Origin of the sequence: Pseudomonas sp. GM102 (assembly GCF_000282555.1) — a bacterium.
In the GTDB taxonomy this organism is placed as follows: Bacteria; Pseudomonadota; Gammaproteobacteria; order Pseudomonadales; family Pseudomonadaceae; genus Aquipseudomonas.
In genome coordinates this window covers 24,390-46,759 of record NZ_AKJB01000146.1, presented here as the reverse complement: position 1 = coordinate 46,759, position 22,370 = coordinate 24,390, and the positions used below count along the sequence as shown (strand labels likewise).

The following is a 22,370-nucleotide window of genomic DNA, read 5'->3' as shown; positions in this document are numbered from 1 at the left end:
AGACAGATTGTCCGCTTACGGGACTACGTCTCGAGTGCCTTCTCCAGCAGTTTCACCAGATCAAGACTGACACCCTCCTCCAGGTCCAGCATCAGCTCCTCAAGGGTGACGAACAGCTGATCGCCGGAAACATTGATCAGCAGATTAAACGTGTTCCGCGATGCAGCTCCGGCGGATTCGACATTTCGAAAAATCAGACTGCGCCCATCATCTGGATCGGTGAGCAACAGATGCCCCTCGGCCAACGTGATCCGCCAGTGATCCATAGGCGGCAGTTGCACGAGCAATTGACGCTGTCGGGGCGCTGGCTGATGGAAGTCAATAATCAGGCAGTCGAGCCGTAACCAGGCGGCTTCTGAGATCTGGCATGTCATCTGGCCTTCGAGTCCCAGCACCAGTGTGGTGACACCGTCCGGAATCAGCATCAGCAAGTCCTCGATGTTGTCCCGGGTCTGGATCGTCATCACCTGGGCCGTCCGACTCACCGTATCTGCATGCATCCAGACATCATGGTCCGGCACCAGCCACGCACCGTTTCTGTTACTGAACACCTCGCGGGTGACGGTATTGTGCAGTAGCGCAATTTCGCCATCGCGCGCGCCCAGATAAGCAGGCCAATGCCCATTGGTTTGTACGGTCGAGTAGTACAGGCGCTTGGCACCTGTGTCATACCAGGCAAAGAGATCATCGAATCTGCCTGCGGTCAAAACGGGCGCGCAGAAGCGGCCGGCAATCAACTGGAGCAGCTTGTTTTCCCGCGCCTGCCGGGTGCCAAGACCAAAGAAGAAATCGCTTTCCACACCGACGATACGAGGTGCGTCACCTTCAAACAGCTCGATCCACACATGTTCTCGGGTCAAGCCACGCAATCCCGCGCCTTCGGGTGCGATCCGGGTGAAAGACCATTGCGCAGCCACCCGCTGCATTGCCGGCAACCGATCTCGATGCAACAGGCGCGTGCCATTGGCAAAGGCCGCCGCAAACGCTTCGGGCTCCATGAAGGGCTGACGATAGACCTGCCCCGAGGCCGGATCCCATAACCATGCAGCCTTTTTGTCTGGGGTCTGCGCCAATAGCTGTACGGATTGACCTGCCCTCATATCGGCAATCAGCATGCGTCGTTCCAGGCACCAGACACGCAGGAACGCATTGCCGGGGACATTCTGCACACCGGACACTTCAAAACCGTCGGTAGCTGTCTCTTCGGCAAGTGCCACAACGCTTGTGTGCCATTCAAAACCGTCACCGGCGGCCGATGCGGCCTGTGCCAGCCAATCCTTGTTCAGCGCAACCAGTTGCGACTCATCCGTCCTGCTCAGTTGATACAGCATCCCGTTCCGGGTGAGCGCAATGTGGCGCTGCTCCTGGAAAAACACCTCGAGCACCTCGTGAGGCAGAATCTTTGCAGCAGGCGCGGATGGCTCGTCGTTCTGCGCCGTCACCCGCTGTCGGTAGAGACTGCGATGGAGCTGATCAAAGAACAGGAACGTATCGCCGTCGGCGTCCTGGGTGTTAAGTAAAATCAGATTGCCTGAGCCTCCTTCCACGTTCGGCCGGATCACGAGCCCGTCATCGCGTCGCAACCAGAGATTGACGGGATTGCGAGAATCGTCATGCCAATAGGTGATCGAAGTCAGTGGGGCGCATTGATAATCCACGACACTCACTGCATCGAAAGGCGCGAGTTTCTCGTCGTGGACCATCAATTCGTAATCCCAGAAGAAATACGAAAGGGAGACTGTGTTCTTGCGTTGCAGCAATGCCTTCTGGCCCTCGGTCAGTGGGCCGATGACAGAAAACAGCGAGAGGTCATTTGCGCCGAGCAGGTAAGTCATCTTCATGTCACGACCGTTACGCAGCACGACTTTCTGAACGATCCGTATCAACCCTCCCTCCAGTTCCTGGAAGGCCGAAATCCTTGAGCCCGGCACTGGATCCATCAACCGGTAAATCCGGTTGACCTGCCCGGTGGCCACATCCGTGCGCCAGATCAGAACTTCGTCGGGGACATAGTAGTATGCGTACTTGTCGACAATGGCGCCCAGGCAAGCGGCTTTCTGATAGGCCGGATCCAGGCCACGGACAAACAGGAAACGGTCTTCGTTGCGGTCGTATTGGGCCGTGGTGTAAACCGGCTCGAGGGGATCGCTGTAGGGGACAGGAAAATCCCGGACAGCCGTGTAGCGACCGGCCAGACGCAGGGAACGCGCGTGCTCGCGCAGGGACGCCTGTGCAGCGGAAGCATTATCGCCCGAGCCGATCGAGATCTCGGAGATGAGTAGCCCCCCGTGCTCCCAGTCCACTTGATACGACTGCTTGTCCAGTTGCACAAGCAAAGGCGACTTGTCAGGGACATGGACATGGATCGCGCCCAGCTGCACATGAGCGCCTTCAATTTTCACGTCGCTCTCAGCCAGCCAGGTTGCACTCAATGCCCAGGACATCGACGGCGCATCATCGTACTTTGTCAGCGTGATCGCCCGCACACCTTCGGCCAGCATCACCGTGCATTGCCCTCCCCGTCCCAGAATTTCGTAGGACAGGAAATTGTGCAGCTCTCTTGGCAATTTCGGCACGTGGAGAAAGCGGTTTCTGCGATCCAGTACCACGCTGATCAACGTCTGCGAGTAATTGGGTACCAGTTGATGCAGCACATATTCGCTCGGGAACCTGTAGAAACTGAACCAGAACTGGCGCTCCCCTTCACTGTCGTTCTCGAGTTTCAGCGCCGTTTCAAAATGCTCCTTGCGGGTGGTCGCAAACGGCAATGCCTTATAGTCGAATCCGAAGTAGCAATGCGGCATGCACGGGAGCACGACGACATCAAAGTCTGCGGCATCGGGAATCGCGCTTTCGTAGGCATAGCCGAGTGACTCACGGATGCTGATCGACAATGACCGATCCGGATTGCCCTGCGGCGGATGCAATGCATGGGGAATGGCCGCGTAAATATTCAGTATGCCGCCGTAACGCAGTAGCCGTGCTTCGAGGTCCAGATGTGTAACGACGACATAGGGGCTGATGCACAGCGCATCGTCAATCCGCGAAAACCCGCCGCTGCGATAACCCTGCTCAATCAGATTCAAATATTTGCCGACCTGACGGGCCCGCTCCAGTATTCCGCTGAAACCTTCGACCAACGCGCCGATGCCGACCGCCAGCCCCCCCAGGATGACACTCGCCCCTCCCAGAAACGCCGCCGCGGTGCCGGCACCGAGCAGGGATGCGCCAAGCCCGCCAAGCCCCGCCGCCAGGCCTGCGGAATCGAACGCCAGTTGTGTTGCGAACTGGGCAATCTGAGCCTCATTCTCGGCATTGGCCAGCAGATAAATATCAAAGCCGACCGCAGCCAGTTGAAGAATATTGCCCACCCCCTCATTGGCCACATGCCCCAGGGCATTGATCACCACCGAGGAGGTGGTTCTGGCGACCAATAGACTGTCGGTGAACGCGATACGCACCAGATTGATCAGTTCCACAACATCCACCACGAGGCCATGGGTCAGTTGCGCATAGGACAGGTAGCCATGCAGGCGCACCGCAGACGTCAATGCCGTCGTCCCACCTTCGGAGGACTCCCGCTCCTTCAGAGCGAACAACAGGGCTTGAATGGCGAATCCGGCGTTGAGCGTATGAACGGCCCCCGCATCGGTCGGATCAACCACACCGGGGCGGGGCGCTTTAACCGACAGCGTCTGGTAAATATCTGTCAGGTGAGACTTGATGGTGTCCAGAAGCAGGTCATTGGTCACGACTCTGCGGGTCTGACCGGCGTCCCTGGCATTGACCAGGGTAATTTCACGCAGGCCTGTCGCACCGGTCTTCAATGACTCAAAGACCGGCACAAAGTCACGACTCAACTGATGCTCTGCCTGCAAGCGAATGGTGGCGCTTTCGATCTGCCGCGCCCAACCCTGGGCGTCCAGCCGAGCCAGGCCATCACCCAGCCGGGCATTTTCCGACAATGAACGAGCACGTAATGCCGCGTGATGCTGCCAAGGCTCGATTGACCGTCCGCCGGCCATCTGCTCGCGCCTCAGTAAATCGCCGACAGTCACCCGCGAAGGCAAAGACTTCTCGGCAATGCTCGAACCATTGAGATCGATCACATCGAAAGCCAGGTTCGACATCTCGCCGAGGCCATAGAGCCTGGCAATCACTTCATCCTGCAAAAAGTTGTTGATGCCTTGCAGCAAATCCTCTGCCCGCCTGAAGGCATACAGGCCGAAATTGGGGTCATAAAATCGATAAGATGTCTCACCCTGCTCCACGACCTTGCTCACCAGCATCGAGTGATTGTCAGTGTTGAGCATCAAGCTGCCGGTGGAGGTTTTCGCTTCCAGTGCCTGCATGGCCGCGCTCAGATTCACGGCCGCCGTTTTTTCGCCGAACTGCGACATGGGAATGCCGCGCAACTCATCCAGAACATGAAGCAACGCATGGGTTTGAGCGGCGTCAGGCGCGAGGTTGGCAATCGCCAGTTTACCGATCAAGGCCCGCTCTGCCGTGTTGCCACTTTCCAGCGCTGCGGCCATGACCAGCGCCAGGGGATAACAACGCCGGCCCGGATCACCACTCCCACGTACCAGCAGCTCCTGCGGCAACTGTTTGACAGCATCGGCCCCGGCCTGGAAAAACCCTTCACGGACTGAATGCCCTCTCTGCAGAATCGACGCCTGGTATTCGTTCCTGGTCGCCGTTTCGATCCTGTGGACGTGCTCCCCCCACTGCCGCACGCTCAACGGTTCGGCAAGGGCCTGGGCCTTCAGTACTCGCGAGTTTTCTGGCATCTGCCCGGACAGGGATGAAGCATTGCGCCCGGCTTCGAACATCGCCGGTCGCCGATTGAACAGGGTCTGCTCGATCAATTCGTAGCGTGCGAAAAGCCCGCGATCCTGAGTGCTTTCCGCCAGGGCGACCGTCTCCTTCCAGGCAGGAGCGAACCCCTCCTGATCCAGAGTGAATGCACCGAACAGGCCACCAAACACGACACGGTGCAGCGGGCTCAACTGCTCAGCAGGCAACTTGCCGCCAGCGATACGCGCCAATGCCTCGTTCATATTGCCAAGCGACTCGGCGCCTATTGATTCAGGAAGTTTGCTGGCAGGTTGCGCCAGAATTTGCTGTCGCGTCTCAAAGTCGAGGGTAAAGCGATCGTTGAATGTGATGTCACCGCTCAACTTTTCATTCATCGCGCGCATGAAGGGTTCGCCCAGATCCTCAAGCAGCTGTTGCAGCACCGATGTCAGCAACACGGGTTTGCCTTCGATCACCGGCCAGCCTTGTTTGAAGGTCAGGGTCTGCCCCTTCAGCAACTCCGCAAGATTGCCGGTGTATCGGGCCTTGTATTTGTCGTCGCGCCAGTTTTGCTGTTCTTTCTCCAGCCACTGTTCAGGCTCTTTAACATTTTCCACCCAGCCACTGATCAACTCTTCTTCAGTCGCCCGGTTGTACCCGATTTCTACAAGTCGAAGCCTTTCCCTTACCTCGGCGCCCTTTTGCGCAATGCAGTGGGCATCCATAAAGTCCTCAACCCCCCAAATAGCGGCTCCGGGGCCGGTCATTGAGATGGTGCTTCGCGCCAGTGGGTCTATACCGTCGCGATGGTAGTCCGCTAGAGCGGAGACATAAGCCAAGCGACCCGCTGCCGAATGGGTAACCCGGTCATTATTCGCGCCAACAATTTTGCCTCCGATATCAATTACCGCATTACGATCCCATTGTTTTCCAGAGGCTATTAGTTCCTGCTCAACCTTGGTCAGAATGTCGTAATTACTCCAAATTCGCCTCATGATCGAATCAACCATTCCTGACTCAGGATGGGCCATGATAAATGCGTTCATTTCCGTACCTACCGGTGCCCCTAGACGGACAGCACTTTCTGGAACGGTGAGCCCTTTCGTCGCGGCGAAAATGTCAGCGACCTCAGGATTGCTTTCGGCAAATCGGGTCAGAGCCTCTAGATGTTCAGGAGGTAAATGATGTGCGTAACTCTTGTACCTGCTTTTGTCACGACCTGGCATCAACGTCGGATTTTTATCCAGCAATAACTGCAACACACCCAATTTTTGTTCGAAGCTGAATGCCTTGATGTTTACTTCACCCATCTGCTCGACGAGTAACGGCAGATAATCAAGATCGCTGTAATTCCCGCCCTCCAGACTTGTCGCCTGAAGTCGCACCACATCGGAAGCCGCGGCCAGGTTCCCGCGAAAAGACACTTCACGCTCGTATACGTCCCATAGAAAATGCGAACCAAATGCCGCACGTGCATCGCGCACTCGAACCTGTTCGCCCGCCATCGCCAAGTGGCTCTCAAGGTATCGGGCTTTCGCCGCTTCAAGCGCCGTCCGATCTTGCCCATAAGCTTTCACCAGTAAATCGATACGGGCATCGTCAGCCTTGATGCCTTGTTTTTGCGCTGCCTTGATGTGCTCGAACATCTGTTGGCGCAACACCACTACACGCTTCTCGATCAAATCGACCAGTTTGGCGGCACTGCTCAGCTCTGTCCCGCCCGCCTCCATCGCATGCGCCTTGGCGGCCTGAGTAATGATCCGGTTGGTATCAAAAGCCATCAGCGCGTCAGGGTCATACCAAAGATTCAAGGTATGTCCGTCTTTGCTCAGCACTTGCTTCCAGATATTGAAGTAGTCACGCTGGTTATCCCCGAACAGAGCGCCACCCACCCAGACGAAATGCATGTTTTTGGGCACCGGCGGATGGACTTCGGCAAGTATTGCTACCGTCTTTTCGATCCTCGCCACATAAGCTTTAGTGTCGGCATTGGCTTTGCGCAGCGTGTCGGTCATCGGCCCGGTTTTTTGCCGAATCAGCGAGGCAAGCGTTTCCAGGAACAACTTTGCCGGCGCCAATTGATCAGACAGCCGATCACTTTCACTCGCCGCCGTATAATACCGGTTGAGTGCGGCGTGTTCTTCACTGCCTGCAAACTCACCGAGGTCACCGGAGAATCCGGATAAACCTATAGCCGTGACAAAACCTTGCCCGGTATCGGGCAACTGCATCAATTCACTCATAACGTCCCTGTTCATAATGTCCCTATTGGATTAACTCTTGAAACTCAGGCACAAGCGAACCCCTCAAGTAACTTCAGTTCCTTGAGGGGCACATCGCCTAATCGCTTTTTTAAATCGCAGACAACAGCCGGTGATCAACCCACCAGACTGTTTTCCAACTCAGCCGTCGATACCGTTAGAAGATCGCCCAGCGTTGCACTGTCATGCAGGCTCTGCCGAGCGACCAGCCTCTGCACCAGTGTCGAAACGCTATAAGGTCGATGCCCTTCGAACCCGAGCAAGACTTCGCCGCGCAAGTTGAAATCCGTCGCATGCACTTCACGAAAGATCACACTGTGCCCGCTGTCCGGGTCAATGATCACCAGGTGTTCCTGAACGATGCTCAGCAACAGCTTTTCAGGATTTTCCAGCTCCCAGATCAACTTGCCGGGAATCGTTTGCGCATTGCCCAGCGAATGCCGGCAATCGAGAATGACCGACTCAAGCCTCAGCCAGGCAGCCTTCGACAACCGGTAACTTACGGCACCTTGCCCCATGCGCAGGATCAGGGTCGTGACATCGTCCGGCATCAACGGTAGAACATCGTCGACTTTCATCTGGCCTTCAATAACCATGACTTCAGCATTACGCCGGACATAACTGAGAGGTCCCGCATGCCCCATGTCCGGGTAGGTCAGCAACATTCCATTCTTGTCTTCATGAAGCAATACGTTGGTTTGCTGTTGCGTTCCCAACAGTTCGAAGGACTCCGGAATCGCGGCCTTTGGCACCCGAATCACACGTGCGGTATCGACTACAAACCACATCAGACTGCCGGCGTCCTCTACCGACAGCAGCGCGGCATGAGGTTGGCTGTCCGTCAATTGTTTGAGGCCTTGGTACGGTCGCTCCCCCTGAGTCATGACCCATTCATGGGTGACGCCGGTGATCAATGCCGGCTCTTGATAACGTAGCTCGAACACCACGCCTTCAAGTGTGGTACCTCGCAGTCCGGCGCCCTCAACCGTCACCTCGGCAAACTGCCAGGGCGCCCATTCACGCTCGGCGGCGGGTAGCGCGTCGGCCATCAGCAATCGCGAGCCTTGGCCGAACGCAGGCTCCAGCCTCTGCGGGGCGAAGAACGCCTGACGATAGACTTCGCCGTTCGAAACATCGAATAACCAGGCCGCCTCGCTATCAGGGGTAATGCTGAGCAGGCGCACTTCTTTTCCATGGCCCAGATCAGCCAGCAACAATCGATTGCCGACGTACCAGGCGCACAACCTCGCGTCGCCGCTGAAGTTGCTCAGGCCGACCAGGGCAAAACGCTCGACCGCGTGTTGCCGGGCAAGCGGTTCCAATGCGGACCACCAGTGCATCCGATCCTTGAACCACGACTCGCCAAGACCGCCCAGCTCCAGATAACCCTGGGGCGTCAGGTTGAAGAACAGCCCCTGCGACGCCAGCGCCAGGTACCCACCTTCGACAGCCACGACATTCTCCAGCTCCCTGGGCTGTTCCCACGTATGGGACCAATGCCCTTTGCCCGCCACCAGGGTGCGCTGCTTGCGGCACAGCTGCTGCTTGAGCCTGTCGTAGATGACAAACACATCGCTGCCGTCCGCCGGTGTGAGCAATGTCAGATCAGTCATGTTCTTGATCGAATCGGCCCAGCCGCGCCCACGATGAAGCCATGGAGAGGGACGGATGATCAGGTGGTCACTGTGACGAACCCAGGCCATGTCCCGTGTGTTCGCGTCGAACTTCCAGCAGACCGAAACAAAGGGCGCCGGCTGCCAGTCGACAGTGACAAAGGCCTCGGCAGTGACAGGCGTAAAGGTGTAATAGCTGCCCAGTACCTGCGACCAGTCGGCCAGTGTGTCGCTGGCACTGAAAACCGATTCCAGCGCCGGATCCATGTCACGGGTGACCGAACTCAGCAGCAGTTGCCCGTCATGGATCACGTAGACCAGTACATCGCTGCTCTGATTCTCGCGAGCGATTTCCTGTACGACGTGAATCACCCCCTGCGCATCTGCCTCGACGCTCGTGATGATGGCTGCCGTGTTTTTGAGCAGCAACCGATAACGGTGACTGAGCAGCCCGGTTACCGCGTCGACTTGCCATATTTCGTAATTCTGCGGTTCGTAGAAATAGGCGTAGCCGCTTGCCACCGTCCCCAGCAGTGCTTCATCGGCGGCCCCTACCTCCTCGCTACGGATGTACAGGAAACGATCCTCCTTCGCGTCGTACCAGGCCGTCGTGTACCGGGGCTCGTCCGGTTTCTCGAACGGAATCAGATAGTGGTGAACCGGCGTATACGGCATCACCAAACGATGTTCTCGAGCCAGAACCTTGAAATGCTCCTGCAATGCCTGCCGATCCATGCCCAATGGCACATCCTGCTCAACGAGGCTCATCTGCTGTTTTGCGCGCGCAAGCTGGAACAGCTGATTGTTGGCGATCCGGATCAGGACGTCGTGAAGACCTCTGCCTGTGAACTCCACCTTGACGGTGCCGATCTGCAGGCCTGCCGCCCCCCCCAGAACAACGTCTTGCTCACTGGCCCAAGACGCCTCCAGCACCCATCGCGAGGTGCCGCTGGCTGACTCGAGTGTCAGGCTCACCCCAGGATTGAGCACCAACGCGCATTGCTTGCCGGCTCCCCGGATCTGATAGGTGACTTTTCCGTGCCAGATCGGGGGCAGAACAGGCACCACCAGTGAGCGCTCGACGGCATCGAGCAGCACATTGATCACTGTTGGTCGATAGACCGGGAACAGGCGATAAAGGATGTACTCGCTGGGAAATGAATAGAAGGAAAACAGAAACAGACGGCCGCCATCCGCTTTCCTTTTTTCCAGGCGTCGGGCCGTGTCGAACCCGGTTTCATGGCGCAGCGTAGCGAAGGGCAGCGCCTTGTACTCATAGCCATAACAGGTTTGCGGTGTGCAGGGCAGCACAATGACCTGCCCGGTGTGCGGAGTGAATTTTATCTGGCTAGGCAGATTCAGTTCTCGACGAATATTGATCGCCCGTTCGTAATCGCCATCAAAGGTCGGCACCCCAAAATGGTCGCGCAGCGGGTACAGCTTGGGGCTGTCGAGCAGCAGTTTGCCGGCGGCCAGATCCAGCGTCTGGACGATCAGCGATGAGCGGGGTACCCACGCGGCCAAAGCACTGTCGAATCGATAGCCTTGACGATGGGCCTTCTCGATTTCATCGAAAAACAGCCCGACCTGTTTGGCTTCTTCGGCAATGACAGCAAAACCCTGAGCCAGTGCCGCCACCCCCACCGCCAACCCTGCCAGAATCACCGCTGCCCCGCCCAGAAACGCCCCAGCGGTTGTGACGCCGACAGCATAAGCGCCCACCGACAACACCAGACTGGCCGAGTCGAAAGTCAGTTGCGTCCCGAACCGGGCACGTTCGACATCGCTTTGCGCAGTCGCCAACTGGTAGATGTCGAACCCGACATTCGCCAGCTGCAACAGTCCCCCTGTCGCTTCGCCTACGCTCGGCCCCACAGCCGCTCTGACCACTGGCGCGACGGTATGGGCGATCAGTTTCTCTTCAACCAGTGCCTGCCGAACCAGGCTTACCAGACCCGCTACATCGACCACGTTGCCATGCACCAATTGCGCGTAATTGACATAGGCGTGTAACCGGACAGCCAGGGTCAGCGGCCGGTCAGGCCCTTCCTGCCCTCTCAATGCGTTCATCAGCGCTTGTATGGCGAAGCCGGCGTTCAGGGTGTGGACGCTACCAACATCGGTGGGATCGACAGGATCGCCCGGGGCGGACGATTTGTTGGCCAAGGCTGAAAAACGTTCCGAGAGGTAATTTTTAATGCGTAAGAGTCGATGGTCCTCGGTGATGACTCGTACCACATGCTCAGGGTTTGCAGGATCGATCAGGCTCATCCGGTACATCCCGTCCGGCGTGATCTCCAGGGTTTCGAACAGCGGTACAAGCTGTGGTGCCAGTTGATTCTGCTGCCGGAGGCGGGTCGTCACTTGCGCGATCTGTTGCGCCCACCAATGACTGTCCAGCGCCAGCAGACAACTGCCCAGGCGAGGGTTACTCATCAATGATTGTCCACGGGCACTGGCCAGACGCTGCCTGACCGGGCGTTGCGACTGTCCCGCCAACGTGCCGGGTTGCAGCAGTTTCGAGACCGGAGTTGCCCCAGGCAATGCCACTCCCGACACCCGCGTGCCCTCCAGTTCGATCAGATCGAAGGTCGGACGCGCCGCATCGCCATAGGCCGCGTAATGCCTGGCCATCCCCTGCCGGAGGAAGAACTGTTCCAACGCCTGCCTGAACAGGGTCGGATGTTCGAACTCGAATACGCCAAAATTCGGATCGTAGAAGTGATAAGTGCTGCGTTCGCCCTCGATGGTTTTGGCCACCAGCATGGCGTGATTATCGGAGTTGAGCATCAGCGTACTGGTCGCAGTTCTGGCTTGCAGAATGTCCACGACCTGATTCAGATCCGAACGCGCCAGCGCGTTGCCCACCTCGCTGATCTGCACACCGCGCAACGCCTCCAGGCTGTGCAGAAAAATCGCTGAATCGTTCCCCTCAGGCTCGATAACCCCCAGATAGAATCGCTCGCGCAGAATGTTGGCCGCAGCCTTCCCCTCTGACAAGGCAGCCGCCATTACCAGTGCCAGTGGATAACAACGCCCACCCACCCTGTCACCAGCGCCCTGTAGCAGTAAATCCTGCGGTACCAGCTTGACGGTGCCCGCTTCAAAACCGTCCAGAACTACACCGAGGTGCTCAACAATCTGGTCACGGTATTCAAGTTTCGCTACCTGCTGGATTCGGGCGACCTGCTGGCCCCACTGGCGCAACGTCAAAGGTTGCTCCAACGCGTTTTTCTTCAGCCCCAGGGCGGTCTCGGAAAGCGCTGGCGGATGATCGAGAGGGCTGGCAAGCCCAGCCAGAAACGCCGGAACCTGGCGTTGATACAGTGCGTGTTCGATCGTCGCGTAGCGGCCCGACGTCCCTGGTTCGCCGAAGCTGTTGGCCAGGTTATCCAGCTGCGGGCGAACCGCGTCGAAGCTGCGATTATCCAATGCTTGCGCACCGGTCAAGGCACCGAGCAGCAGACGCTGCATGGGGCTCAACCGAGCGACTTCGACAGAGCCCTTGGCGAGTCCGCTCAGGAGTGTATCGAGCGACAGCTGTTGCGTCTGCGGATCGCTCAACGATGCAGGCGGCAGCGCAGCGTCGCTTTGAGCGAGGATCAACTGACGCTCATCAAAGCTTAGTGGTATGGCCTTGTCGAAGGTCACCGCACCGTTGTGGCCACGATTCATCATCCGCATGAACGGCTCGCCCAGCTCATCGGCCAGATGTTGCAACAGGTCGGTGGACAGCACATGGCGTCCCTCGATCACCGGCCAGCCTTCCTCGAAGTCGAGGGTCCGGTATTTGAGCAACTGCGCCAGATCACCCGCGTAACGGGCTTTGAACCGCCCTTCTTGCCAGCGTTTTTTCTCGTTGTCCAGCCATTGCCCGGTGTCACTTTCGTTCTCTTTCCAGGAGTGATCCAGCTCCTCCTCGGTAGCCCCGTTGACCGTGGCGATGGCCGGGATGGCAACCTCCGCACGCCACTCTCTAGCGATTTGAGGCGTAAAATGCATCCTTTCGTAATCCGCCATACCCTCGCGCAGGGCAGCAGGCCCGGTCAGGTAGATTGTCACCTCGCTCTGGGGGCGGATGCCGTCGCTGTAGTAGGTGGCAGCAGCCTGAACCAGAAAAGACGCTGCCAGTTCTTCTTCCGGCGACAGCTCATGCAGAGCACCGAAAACCTGCGTCGCGGCCTGCAGCGCAAGGCCGCTCATGGCCTCGGCATCGGTGAGGGCAATGTTTTGCTCATCGGCCAAGTGGGCCGTGGCATCGACGATTTCATAATTGAGCCTGTAACGCTCGAGTACGGCTTTGAGCATCGCTGACCCGGGATGGGCCATCAGGAAAGCGTTGCTCAAGCTATTTTGTACGGCGACAGCTCGCAGCCCGTCCGGTTGAACCAAACGCTCCACCGGGGGACGAAAAACACGACTTAGCTCGGGTTGGCTGCTGGCGAAATGCTCGAGTGCCTCGCGATGCTCCAATGGGATCTGTTCGAAGTAGTTGGTGTATCGACTGCGCAATGCCTGACGGCCAGGCATCCATTCAGGATTGCGATCAAGCATCAACTGGAGCACGCCCAGGCGCGCGTCTGTCTTGAACGCACGGATGTCTACCTCACCCAGTTTTTCCAACAACGGTGGCAGGTTATCGACATCGGTATAACTGCCGCCCTCGGCGACCAAAGCCTCGGCGCGCACGATGTCAGAGGCCGCCGCAAAATTGCCCCGCAGGCTGATCTCGCGCTTGTAGATATCCTGCAAATGCAGCGGTGCCTCACCAATGGCAAGATCGCGTAGTGCCAGACCACCCCCGGCCAATGCCGAGAAGCTGAGCCGGTTATCGCTCCTCAGGGTGCTCAGTCGCACCTCATCCTGGCCGTAGGCTCGAACCAGTAAATCGATTCTGGCGTCATCGGCGCTGCCGCCGTTTTCCACGGCCTGCGTAATGTGTGCATGCATTTGCTGCTTCAGAACGATGGCGCGTTCTTCATAGCTGTCGCCCAGCTCAATCGCGTCAGTACTGGTTTGCCCGCCATTGAGCATGGCGTCGGCCTTGGCGGCTTCGACAATGACCCGGTTGGTTTCATAGGCCAGCAGCGCGTCGCTGTCGTACCAGAGATTGAGGTGATAGCCCTCTGCGGCCATCACCTGCTTCCAAATATTGATGTAGTCACGCTGAATCGCCCCGACGCCGCCCCCCAGCCAGACAAAATGCAGATTTTTCGGCACTTCGGTGGCAGAAGTCTTCAGTTGCTCAAGGCTGTTGTGCAGACGCGCTTCGAATCCCTCTACTTTGTTGTAGATTTGCGCCAAATCATCAGCCTCGGCACCACCACTCAAAGGTGGCGCCGACTCTGCCGCACGGCGCCGGCGGCTACCTCCCTCCAAAGCCCCCAATGCTTGCTTTAGCAGTCCTAACGGCTCCAACAGTTGTGGAGAACCCAGCGAATCGATACAACCCAAGTAATAGCGAAACACCGCATCATATTGATCAGTGCCCTTGTGCGATATTAATGCCTGTTCAAGATCCACCCGTTTGAACAAATCCACAAAATTGACGTAGCCACCCGCAAACGAAAACTTAGATTCACTCATAAACAACACTTCCATTTATTGTGTACAAACAGCCGGGTTCGACTCTAGACAATGATGACGTCTCAAGTGCAACCACTCGGGCCTTTACCTGATTTAAACAGAACAAAAAAGTGTAGCTGTCCGACCAAGTGCCAGCCATCACTAAAGCGCCGCACAACTCCTAAACAACCAACTAACACCAACAAATCCCAATTAAAATTACCCCGCCGCCCGATGCAACTCAAGCAATAAGGAATTCAATTAATTACAAAACAAACACTACATTCCGCGTTACAGATTTATGCACTTTTATTCGTTTACCCATGACGCACAAGTCAGAACCCCGGAAACCCTTTATAGCCCCGACCTTATAACAACCGCCTGAATTCATGATTCGTCATACCCTGAAAAATCCTGGCATCAAAGTAGAACTTCCTACAAGGCAGAACAAAAATTCTTCGTGACAGACGACAAAATCCCACTCAAACAATCGAATAGGCTTACGCGCATAAATGCCGAAACAATCGAGGGGAAAAAACGGACTGAGGTGATGGAGGCGGCCCGAGCGGGCCGCCAGAGTTCAGCAGAGGGGTTTGTTGCCATACCAGCGCGGTGTGTACACCCAGTCGCCGCCTTCGGCGCGGGGGAACACACACGTGGTGGACGAGCCGATCAGCACCATGGTGCGCATGTCCACTTGCTCCGGCGTGAGCGCGCCGAGGGTAGTGACCCGCAGCGTCTGGCCGGGCCGACCGATATCACGACCCAGAACCACCGGGGTTTGCGGCGTACGGTGCTGTGCGACGATTTCCAGAGCACGGCCCAACTGCCAAGGCCGCGAACGGGATATCGGGTTATAGAAAGCCAGCGCCAGATCGGCTTCGGCGGCCAGGTCCAGACGCTTCTCGATGATCGACCACGGCTTGAGGTTGTCCGACAGCGACATCACACAGAAGTCATGCCCCAACGGCGCACCGGCCTGAGCAGCCGTCGCCAGCGAAGCGGAAACCCCCGGCAGAATCTCCAGATCGACGCTGTGCCAGGCCGGGTCACTCGACTCATGCAAGGCTTCCAACACCGCGGCCGCCATGGCGAACACGCCGGGGTCACCGGACGAGACCACAATCACCGACCGCCCCTGGGCCGCCAGTTCGAAGGCGTGACGGGCACGCTGCATTTCTTCGCGGTTGTCGGTGCAGTGCAGCACTTGATCCGGGCGAAACGGGCCGGCCATGCGCACATAGGTTTCATAACCGAGCACGTCAGTGGCCCTGGCCAGTTCGGCCTTCACCGCAGGCACCATCAGTTCGGCAGCGCCCGGGCCCAGGCCGATCACCGCCAGTCGCCCGCGTGGCTGGCCGATCTGCGCAACGTTCAGCGGCTGTTCGACGATTGCCAGCGCCAGGTTCGCGTCGATCGGGATAATCGTCGCGCCGGGAATAGCCTCGCGAGCCAACTCGCTGGCATCGCTGGTGGGTGACGCAAAGCGCAGCGGCACACCCAACTCAAGCGCCGCTTCGCGCAACGTCGGGTTGGCCATCTCCGTGACCGGCGCCAGCAAGCACGCCAGCGATTGAACGGCGATTTGCGCCTGACGCAGCGCCGCGCGAATCGCCTGGGGCAAATCCGCCACACTGGCGCTGACCGCCAGCAACACACTGCGCGGGTAGATCAACAGTTCATTGGCGGCTGGCGTCCGTTCGGCGCTGCCGACATGGATCGACAAATGAGCCTCGGGATCCTGCGGTAACTGTGCTTGCGCCAACCAGGGCGCAGCGCCTTCGATGCGCACGTGTTCACCGGCCAGCAAGTCCGAGACAAAGCGCTTGCCCAGCTCCAGATCGCCCAAGGCATAGCCGCTGGGGGGATTGAGCAGGCACGTGCCGAAACGCAGCTCACCGCTGGTGGTAATCGCCGCCGCGACGTCGAGGCCGGCGGCAATCTCGCGCGCCATGACATTCACCCCACCAAGGCCGCCGAGCAGCGGCACCACGGCGCTGCCGTCTTCGGCCACGGCCAGCACCGGTGGCTCGGCACCTTTTTCCAGCAGCAACGGCGCCAGGGTGCGGATCACAATCCCGGCGGCGCACAGCGCGATGATTGGCGTGTCCTGTTGATAAAGTTCGCGCAGGGTTACGCCGAACTCGTGATAAACACGGTCCGCGCCGTCGACCCGTTCGGACAACCCATGGATCAATGCGCCGGGGTACAGCTGCGCAATCTTGCGCGCGGTGGCGAGGCTACCATTGCCGAGAATGACAATCGCAGGAGCGGAGTGGGCCATCAGCCTTGCCACCTTTCACCGGGAACGATAATCAGCGAGAAATACGGCGAGGACATCGGCTCGACCTGATCCAGCGGCACGATTTTCTGATTGGCCATGGTCGCGCGCTCGACGTACAGCGCACGCTCCGCCAGACCGAGTTCTTCGAGCACCTGACGGACCTTGGGGAAGTTGCGCCCCAGTTTCATGATCACCGCCGCATCGGCATCGGCCAATCGCCGCTTGAGGTCTTCGTGGGGCAACACGCCCGACAACACCGACAGGCTCTGATTGCGATACACCAGCGGTGCACCCAGTACCGACGCACCGCCGAGCATTGAGCAGACGCCCGGCACGACTTCGGCTTCATAGCGTTCGGCCAGACGATCGTGCAGGTACATGTAAGAGCCGTAGAAGAACGGATCGCCTTCGCAGATCACCGCCACGTCACGGCCGGCGTCCAGATGCGCGGCGAGTTGTTCGCCAGCCGCATCGTAGAAATCGCTGATCACTTGTTCGTACGACAACGGCGCCGGCAGCGCTTCGGTGGTCACCGGATAAACCAGCGGCAGCAGGGTTTGTGCGTCCTGCAGGTGCGCTTCGATAATACCGAAGGCGTTGCCTTTCTTGCCCTTGGCGACGAAGTACGCCACCACCGGCGATTCGCGCAGCAGGCGCAAGGCTTTGACGGTAATCAGTTCCGGATCACCGGGGCCGACGCCCAGGCCAATCAAACGTCCAGGTTGCTGCATCATTCGATCTCCGTGGCGAGGGCGTTGACGGCGGCGGCGGCCATGGCACTACCGCCCAGCCGGCCTTGCATGATGACGAAAGGCACGCCACGGCTGTCCGCCGCGAGCATCGCCTTGGATTCGGCGGCGCCGACGAAGCCCACCGGGAAGCCAAGGATCAGCGCCGGTTTCGGCGCGCCGGCGTCGAGCATTTCCAGCAGATAAAACAGTGCGGTCGGCGCATTACCGATCACCACCACACTGCCTTCCAGGTGCGGGCGCCACAGTTCCAGCGCGGCGGCGGAACGGGTGTTGCCCAACTCGCGGGCAAGCTCCGGGACGCTGTCGTCGCGCAGAGTGCAAATCACCGGATTGTTAGCGGGCAAACGCGCACGGGTCACGCCTTCACTGACCATCCGCGCATCGCACAGGATCGGCGCGCCAGCCGCCAGCGCATCACGCCCGGCCTTGCCCGCACCTTCGGAAAATTGCAGCCCGTCGATGGCCTCGACCATGCCGCAGGCGTGGATCACCCGCACGGCGAGTTTCTCCAGATCGGCCGGGATGCGCTCGAGGTTGGCCTCGGCGCGAATGATCGCGAAGGAGTTGCGATAGATCTCCTGACCGTCGCGGATGTAATCAAGCATCAAGGGGGCTCCGTGAGCGGGCGTCGAGCAAGGCTGCGACCGCTTCAATAGTAAGATTGCGTGCGTGCAGCGCGCCGAAGCCCGGCTGCGCCGCATCAAAAAAATAGAGGTCGTAGTGACCGGGTGAGACTGCCAGCAAAGTCGCTGGCGTGATGTGTGCCGCCGCGCAGGAACGCGCGCAGCCAGACAAATGCACATCAAAGACTTGGCCATTGCGTTGCAACAACGTCGCCAGTTGCAGCGCATCGCCTTTGGTGTCGGACAGGCCTTTGCCGCAACCCGCCGAACCGGTGCAGGCAATCAGATGCGCCAAGGCATCGTCCGCTGAACAGCGCAGGCCCAAATTTTCCAGGCTGTGGATAACTTGAGCGGCGTCGTCTTCGTGGATATCTGGCAGCAGCAGGCTTTGCCAAGGTGTGAAACGCAGGCTGCCGTCACCTCGTTCGCGGGCCAGTTGTGCGGCGCCCCGGAGCATGGCGGGATCGAGTCGGCCCAGAGGCGGTGTCGCGCCGACATAGACACGGCCGGTTTCACGCTGAGGATGAGCGCCGATGTGTAGAACGCTCGAGTTCGTAACGCGCGACCCGCTCACGATGGACAGTAGCGGCACACGTTCGGCCACTTGAGCGACAAACCCGGCAACCGGGTATTCGGTCAGCAAGTGGCGCATGCGCGTCTGGTCCGGACGCGCCAGGTCGAGGAATAGCTCCAGCACCGCGATCACCAGCGCATGGCCGTCCTCCAGTCGCACCGCGCCCGACGGAGTCTGGGTCGGGCAACCCGCCAGACCGAAGGCCAGCACACACTCGCCTTCTTGCTCAACGGCACTCAACCAAAGGTCATGAGGATGCTCGAGCATTGCCAAACCTTCGCCGCCGTCGAGTTGCACGGCAAACTTGGCGCTGAGTTCGTGAAAACGCTCATGGCTTTGCAGGGTGGTGAGGATCTGTTCCGCCAGCGCACGCGTGTCAAAGAGCATGTGCCGATCAATCCCGGCGCTTGGGCTGAGCATCAGGTTGCGTACATCATCGCCCGCCGCGGTACGCGGGCCCAATCCAGCGGCGAGCAGGCTGTCGATCAGTGCCGTCTGTTCGCTGCCGATCCCGCGAATCTGCAGGTTGGCCCGATTGGTCGCCTCGATCACGCCCCCGGCAAACCGTTCGGCCGCGCTGGCCACCGCTTCAGCCTGGGCAGCGCTGATCGAGCCGCCGTTCAATTTGATCCGACAGATGCCGCCATCCAGCGCCGGGACGATACGCAGCAACCCCGGGCAGGCCGAGGGGCGTAAGGCGGTAGACATCGGGCGTTCGTTCAAAGGGGCGACCGGCTGTGTGGGAAAGGCGCTTCGTGGGCGAAGGCGCGGTATTATGCCTGCTTTGTCCGACGGCATGAAAAGCCTGCCCGTCGGAACAGTCCGTTTGTGGACTTTTTTTGAGGACGGCAGATGTCACCCTGGCTGACAGTAGTAGGTATCGGTGAAGACGGCTTCAAGGGCCTGGGCAAAAACGCCCGGCGCGCCCTGCTGGGCGCCTCGCGGATCTTCGGCGGCCAGCGGCAACTGGATTTGTTGCCCGTGTGCATTCGCGGCGAACGCCAGCTCTGGCCTAGTCCGTTTTCCCTTGAACCATTGCTGGCACTGCGTGGCGAGCCGATCTGTGTGCTGGCCAGCGGCGACCCGATGTTCTTTGGCGTCGGCGCCAGCCTGGCGCGGCAACTGCCCGGCGCGGAAATGCTGATCCTGCCCGCCCCCTCTTCCGTGTCGCTGGCGGCCGCTCGCCTGGGTTGGCCGCTGCAGGATGTGGTGACTCTGTCGGTGGTCGCCCGCCCCGTCGCCGCGCTCAACGCCCATCTGTTCAGTGGAGTGCGCTTGCTGGTATTGAGCAACGACGGCCAGAGTCCGGCAGCCATCGCGGCGCTGCTGTGTGAGCGCGGTTTCGGGCCGAGTCGCCTCACCGTGCTGGAACGTCTGGGCGGCGACGCCGAACGACGCATCGAGGGTGTTGCCAACGACTGGAGTAAGCCGGTGATCGCCGATCTGAACCTGATCGCCATCGAATGCATCGCCGAACCTAATACGCCACGCCTGTCGCGACTGGCCGGCCTGCCGGACTCAGCCTTCCAGCATGACGGCCAACTGACCAAGCGCGATGTGCGCGCCATCACCCTTGCGCGCCTCGCCCCGATCCCCGGCGAACTGCTGTGGGACGTCGGCGCTGGCAGCGGTTCGATCGGCATCGAGTGGATGCGCGCTCATCCGAGCTGCCGGGCGCTGGCCATCGAAGCGGATGAAGGTCGGCAGTTGTTGATCGAACACAACCGCGATGCCTTGGGCGTACCCGGTCTGCAATTGATTCGCGGCAGCGCACCCCAAGCCCTGACCGGACTCGAACGCCCGGACGCGATTTTCATCGGTGGCGGCGTCACCCGCGAAGGCGTGCTCGATACTTGCTGGGCGCATCTCAAACCCGGCGGTCGACTGGTGGCCAACGCCGTCACCCTGCAAAGCGAAGTGACCCTGATGGCCTGGCGCGAACGGCATGGCGGTGAACTGACCCGCATCCACGTCGCTCAGGCGCAACCGCTGGGCGAGTTCGACACCTGGCGTCAGGCGCTACCGATTACCTTGCTAGACGTGACGAAACCCCTCGATGCGTGACGAAACCGCCGAACAACCCGCACCGCTGCGCAGCGGCCTGACCACCGGCAGCTGCGCCACCGCCACCAGCCTCGCGGCGGCACGCCTGCTGCTCAGTGGCGTGGAAGCAGACGCCGTCGAGATCATTCTGCCCAAAGGCAAACGGGTGCAGATGCGCCTGGAATTCTGTCGATTGATGAATGACGGCGCCGAAGCCGGAACGATCAAAGACGCCGGCGACGACCCGGACGTGACCCACGGCGCCCTGCTCTTTTCCCAGGTGCGCCTGCACCGCGAGCCGGGCATCCGCTTCAGTGCTGGCCGTGGCGTTGGCACCGTCACCCGGCCCGGGCTGGTGCTGAACGTCGGCGAACCGGCGATCAACCCGGTACCGCGCAAGATGATCACCGACCACCTGACGCTGCTGGCCGAGGAGCTTGATTACCCGGGCGGCTTCGAGGTCACGGTGAACGTCGAGGACGGTGAAGCGCTGGCGCTGAAAACCATGAACCCGCGATTGGGGATTCTCGGCGGCCTGTCGATCCTCGGCACCAGCGGCATCGTCCGGCCCTTCTCCTGCGCGGCCTACATCGCCTCGATCCATCAGGGCATCGACGTCGCCAAAACCAATGGCTACCTGCATATCGCCGCGTGCACCGGCAACGCCAGCGAAGACACCATGCGCCGGGTCTACGACTTGCCGGAAATCGCCCTGATCGAAATGGGCGACTTCGTCGGCGCGGTACTCAAGCACTTGCGCAAAGTGCCTGTGGATAAACTCAGCCTCTGCGGCGGCTTCGGCAAAATCAGCAAACTGGCGGCCGGGCACATGGATTTGCACAGTCGCCATTCCAGCATCGACCTGCCGCAACTGGCCGAATGGGCCGCGGCGGTCGGCGCGGATGAGGCGTTGCAACAGGCGATCCGCCAAGCCAATACCAGTCAACAGGCGTTGGCCATGGCCAGCGCTGCCGGGATCGCCCTCGGCGACGCAGTGTGTCAGCACGCTCTGGACTTTGCCCGCAGCGTGGTGCCAGCGCAGGTTCAGGTCGAAGTATTCGCCATCGATCGCCAGGGCGGGATTGTCGGCCATGCAGGAGTTTTTCAATGAAGCGCGTGTTGTTGCTCGGCGGCGTCACGGAGGCCCTGGCCATCGCCCGAACCCTGGGGCCGGAACACATCTATAGCCTGGCCGGTGTCGGTCGCGTGCCGACGGACCTGAACTGCCAGGTTCGGGTTGGCGGCTATGGCGGCGCTGAAGGTCTGGCGCAGTGCATTCGGGATGAAGGCATTGACCTTCTACTGGATGCGACCCATCCCTACGCAGCGCAAATCAGCCAGAACGCCGCCACCGCTGCGAAGTTGAGCGGCATTGCGTGCTGGGCTTTGCGACGCCCGGCCTGGCAACCACAAACCGGGGATGACTGGCGCGAAGTCAGCGACTGGGCCGAGTTGATCGAAGCGCTGAAACCCTTCCGCCGCCCGCTGTTCACCCTTGGTCGCGAGCCATTGCAGCACCTGCACGAAATCCCGCCGGAGCAATTCTGGACGTTGCGTGCGTTGGATGTTTATCCCGGGAATGAGCGCTGCGAAGTGATCGGCGCGCGTGGGCCGTTTCTGATCGAGGATGAACGCGAACTGTTCGAGCGTCGGCAGATTGATGTGCTGATCAGCAAGAACAGCGGCAGCACCGCCACCGAACCGAAATTGGAAGTGGCGCGGGAGCGTGGAGTACCGGTGCTGGTGTTGAAGCGGCCGATGTTGCCGGGGGTTGAGCGGGAGTTTGGGGCAGTGGATGAGGTTTTGGCCGCACTGGCGAAGCGCAATCTAACGGACGAATAAATCATTGTGGCGAGGG

The 22,370-nt window shown here is 59.6% G+C and carries 9 protein-coding genes; 3 read left to right on the top strand and 6 right to left on the bottom strand.

Annotated features, from left to right (window positions below):
- Positions 1 to 23 precede the first annotated feature (23 nt).
- The 6 genes from PMI18_RS01470 to cobG form a co-directional block, all read right to left on the bottom strand.
- Positions 24 to 7,040 carry a TcdA/TcdB pore-forming domain-containing protein gene (locus tag PMI18_RS01470; RefSeq protein WP_007907404.1) on the bottom strand — a complete coding sequence of 2,339 codons (7,017 nt, stop codon included), beginning with the start codon at positions 7,038 to 7,040 and terminating at the stop codon, positions 24 to 26.
- A 134-nt stretch (positions 7,041 to 7,174) separates the two neighbouring features.
- Positions 7,175 to 14,257: a TcdA/TcdB pore-forming domain-containing protein gene (locus PMI18_RS01475; RefSeq protein ID WP_007907403.1), complete on the bottom strand. Its 7,083-nt coding sequence runs from the start codon at positions 14,255 to 14,257 to the stop codon at positions 7,175 to 7,177.
- A gap of 559 nt (positions 14,258 to 14,816) precedes the next feature.
- A complete protein-coding gene (gene cobJ / locus PMI18_RS01480) occupies positions 14,817 to 16,520 on the bottom strand; it encodes a precorrin-3B C(17)-methyltransferase (protein ID WP_007907402.1) in 1,704 nt (567 codons plus the stop codon).
- Complete coding sequence (locus PMI18_RS01485) at positions 16,520 to 17,251, bottom strand: precorrin-2 C(20)-methyltransferase (protein ID WP_030128260.1); 732 nt, start codon at positions 17,249 to 17,251, stop codon at positions 16,520 to 16,522. The genes cobJ and PMI18_RS01485 overlap by 1 nt, the downstream gene beginning before the upstream one ends.
- A complete protein-coding gene (locus PMI18_RS01490) occupies positions 17,251 to 17,877 on the bottom strand; it encodes a precorrin-8X methylmutase (RefSeq protein WP_007907400.1) in 627 nt (208 codons plus the stop codon). The genes PMI18_RS01485 and PMI18_RS01490 overlap by 1 nt, the downstream gene beginning before the upstream one ends.
- Positions 17,870 to 19,177: a precorrin-3B synthase gene (gene cobG, locus PMI18_RS01495; protein WP_033036903.1), complete on the bottom strand. Its 1,308-nt coding sequence runs from the start codon at positions 19,175 to 19,177 to the stop codon at positions 17,870 to 17,872. Before cobG ends, PMI18_RS01490 begins: the two co-directional genes overlap by 8 nt.
- A 144-nt stretch (positions 19,178 to 19,321) precedes the next feature.
- On the opposite strand from cobG, the gene PMI18_RS01500 reads away from it, so the two are divergent.
- The 3 genes from PMI18_RS01500 to PMI18_RS01510 are packed head-to-tail and all read left to right on the top strand — an operon-like array spanning position 19,322 to position 22,354.
- On the top strand, positions 19,322 to 20,533 hold the full coding sequence (locus tag PMI18_RS01500) for a bifunctional cobalt-precorrin-7 (C(5))-methyltransferase/cobalt-precorrin-6B (C(15))-methyltransferase (protein ID WP_007907398.1): 1,212 nt from the start codon (positions 19,322 to 19,324) through the stop codon (positions 20,531 to 20,533).
- Complete coding sequence (locus PMI18_RS01505) at positions 20,526 to 21,623, top strand: cobalt-precorrin-5B (C(1))-methyltransferase (protein ID WP_007907397.1); 1,098 nt, start codon at positions 20,526 to 20,528, stop codon at positions 21,621 to 21,623. The genes PMI18_RS01500 and PMI18_RS01505 overlap by 8 nt, the downstream gene beginning before the upstream one ends.
- The gene (locus PMI18_RS01510; protein WP_007907396.1) at positions 21,620 to 22,354 is read left to right on the top strand and encodes a cobalt-precorrin-6A reductase; all 735 of its coding nucleotides are present in this window, start codon (positions 21,620 to 21,622) and stop codon (positions 22,352 to 22,354) included. The genes PMI18_RS01505 and PMI18_RS01510 overlap by 4 nt, the downstream gene beginning before the upstream one ends.
- Positions 22,355 to 22,370 lie beyond the last annotated feature (16 nt).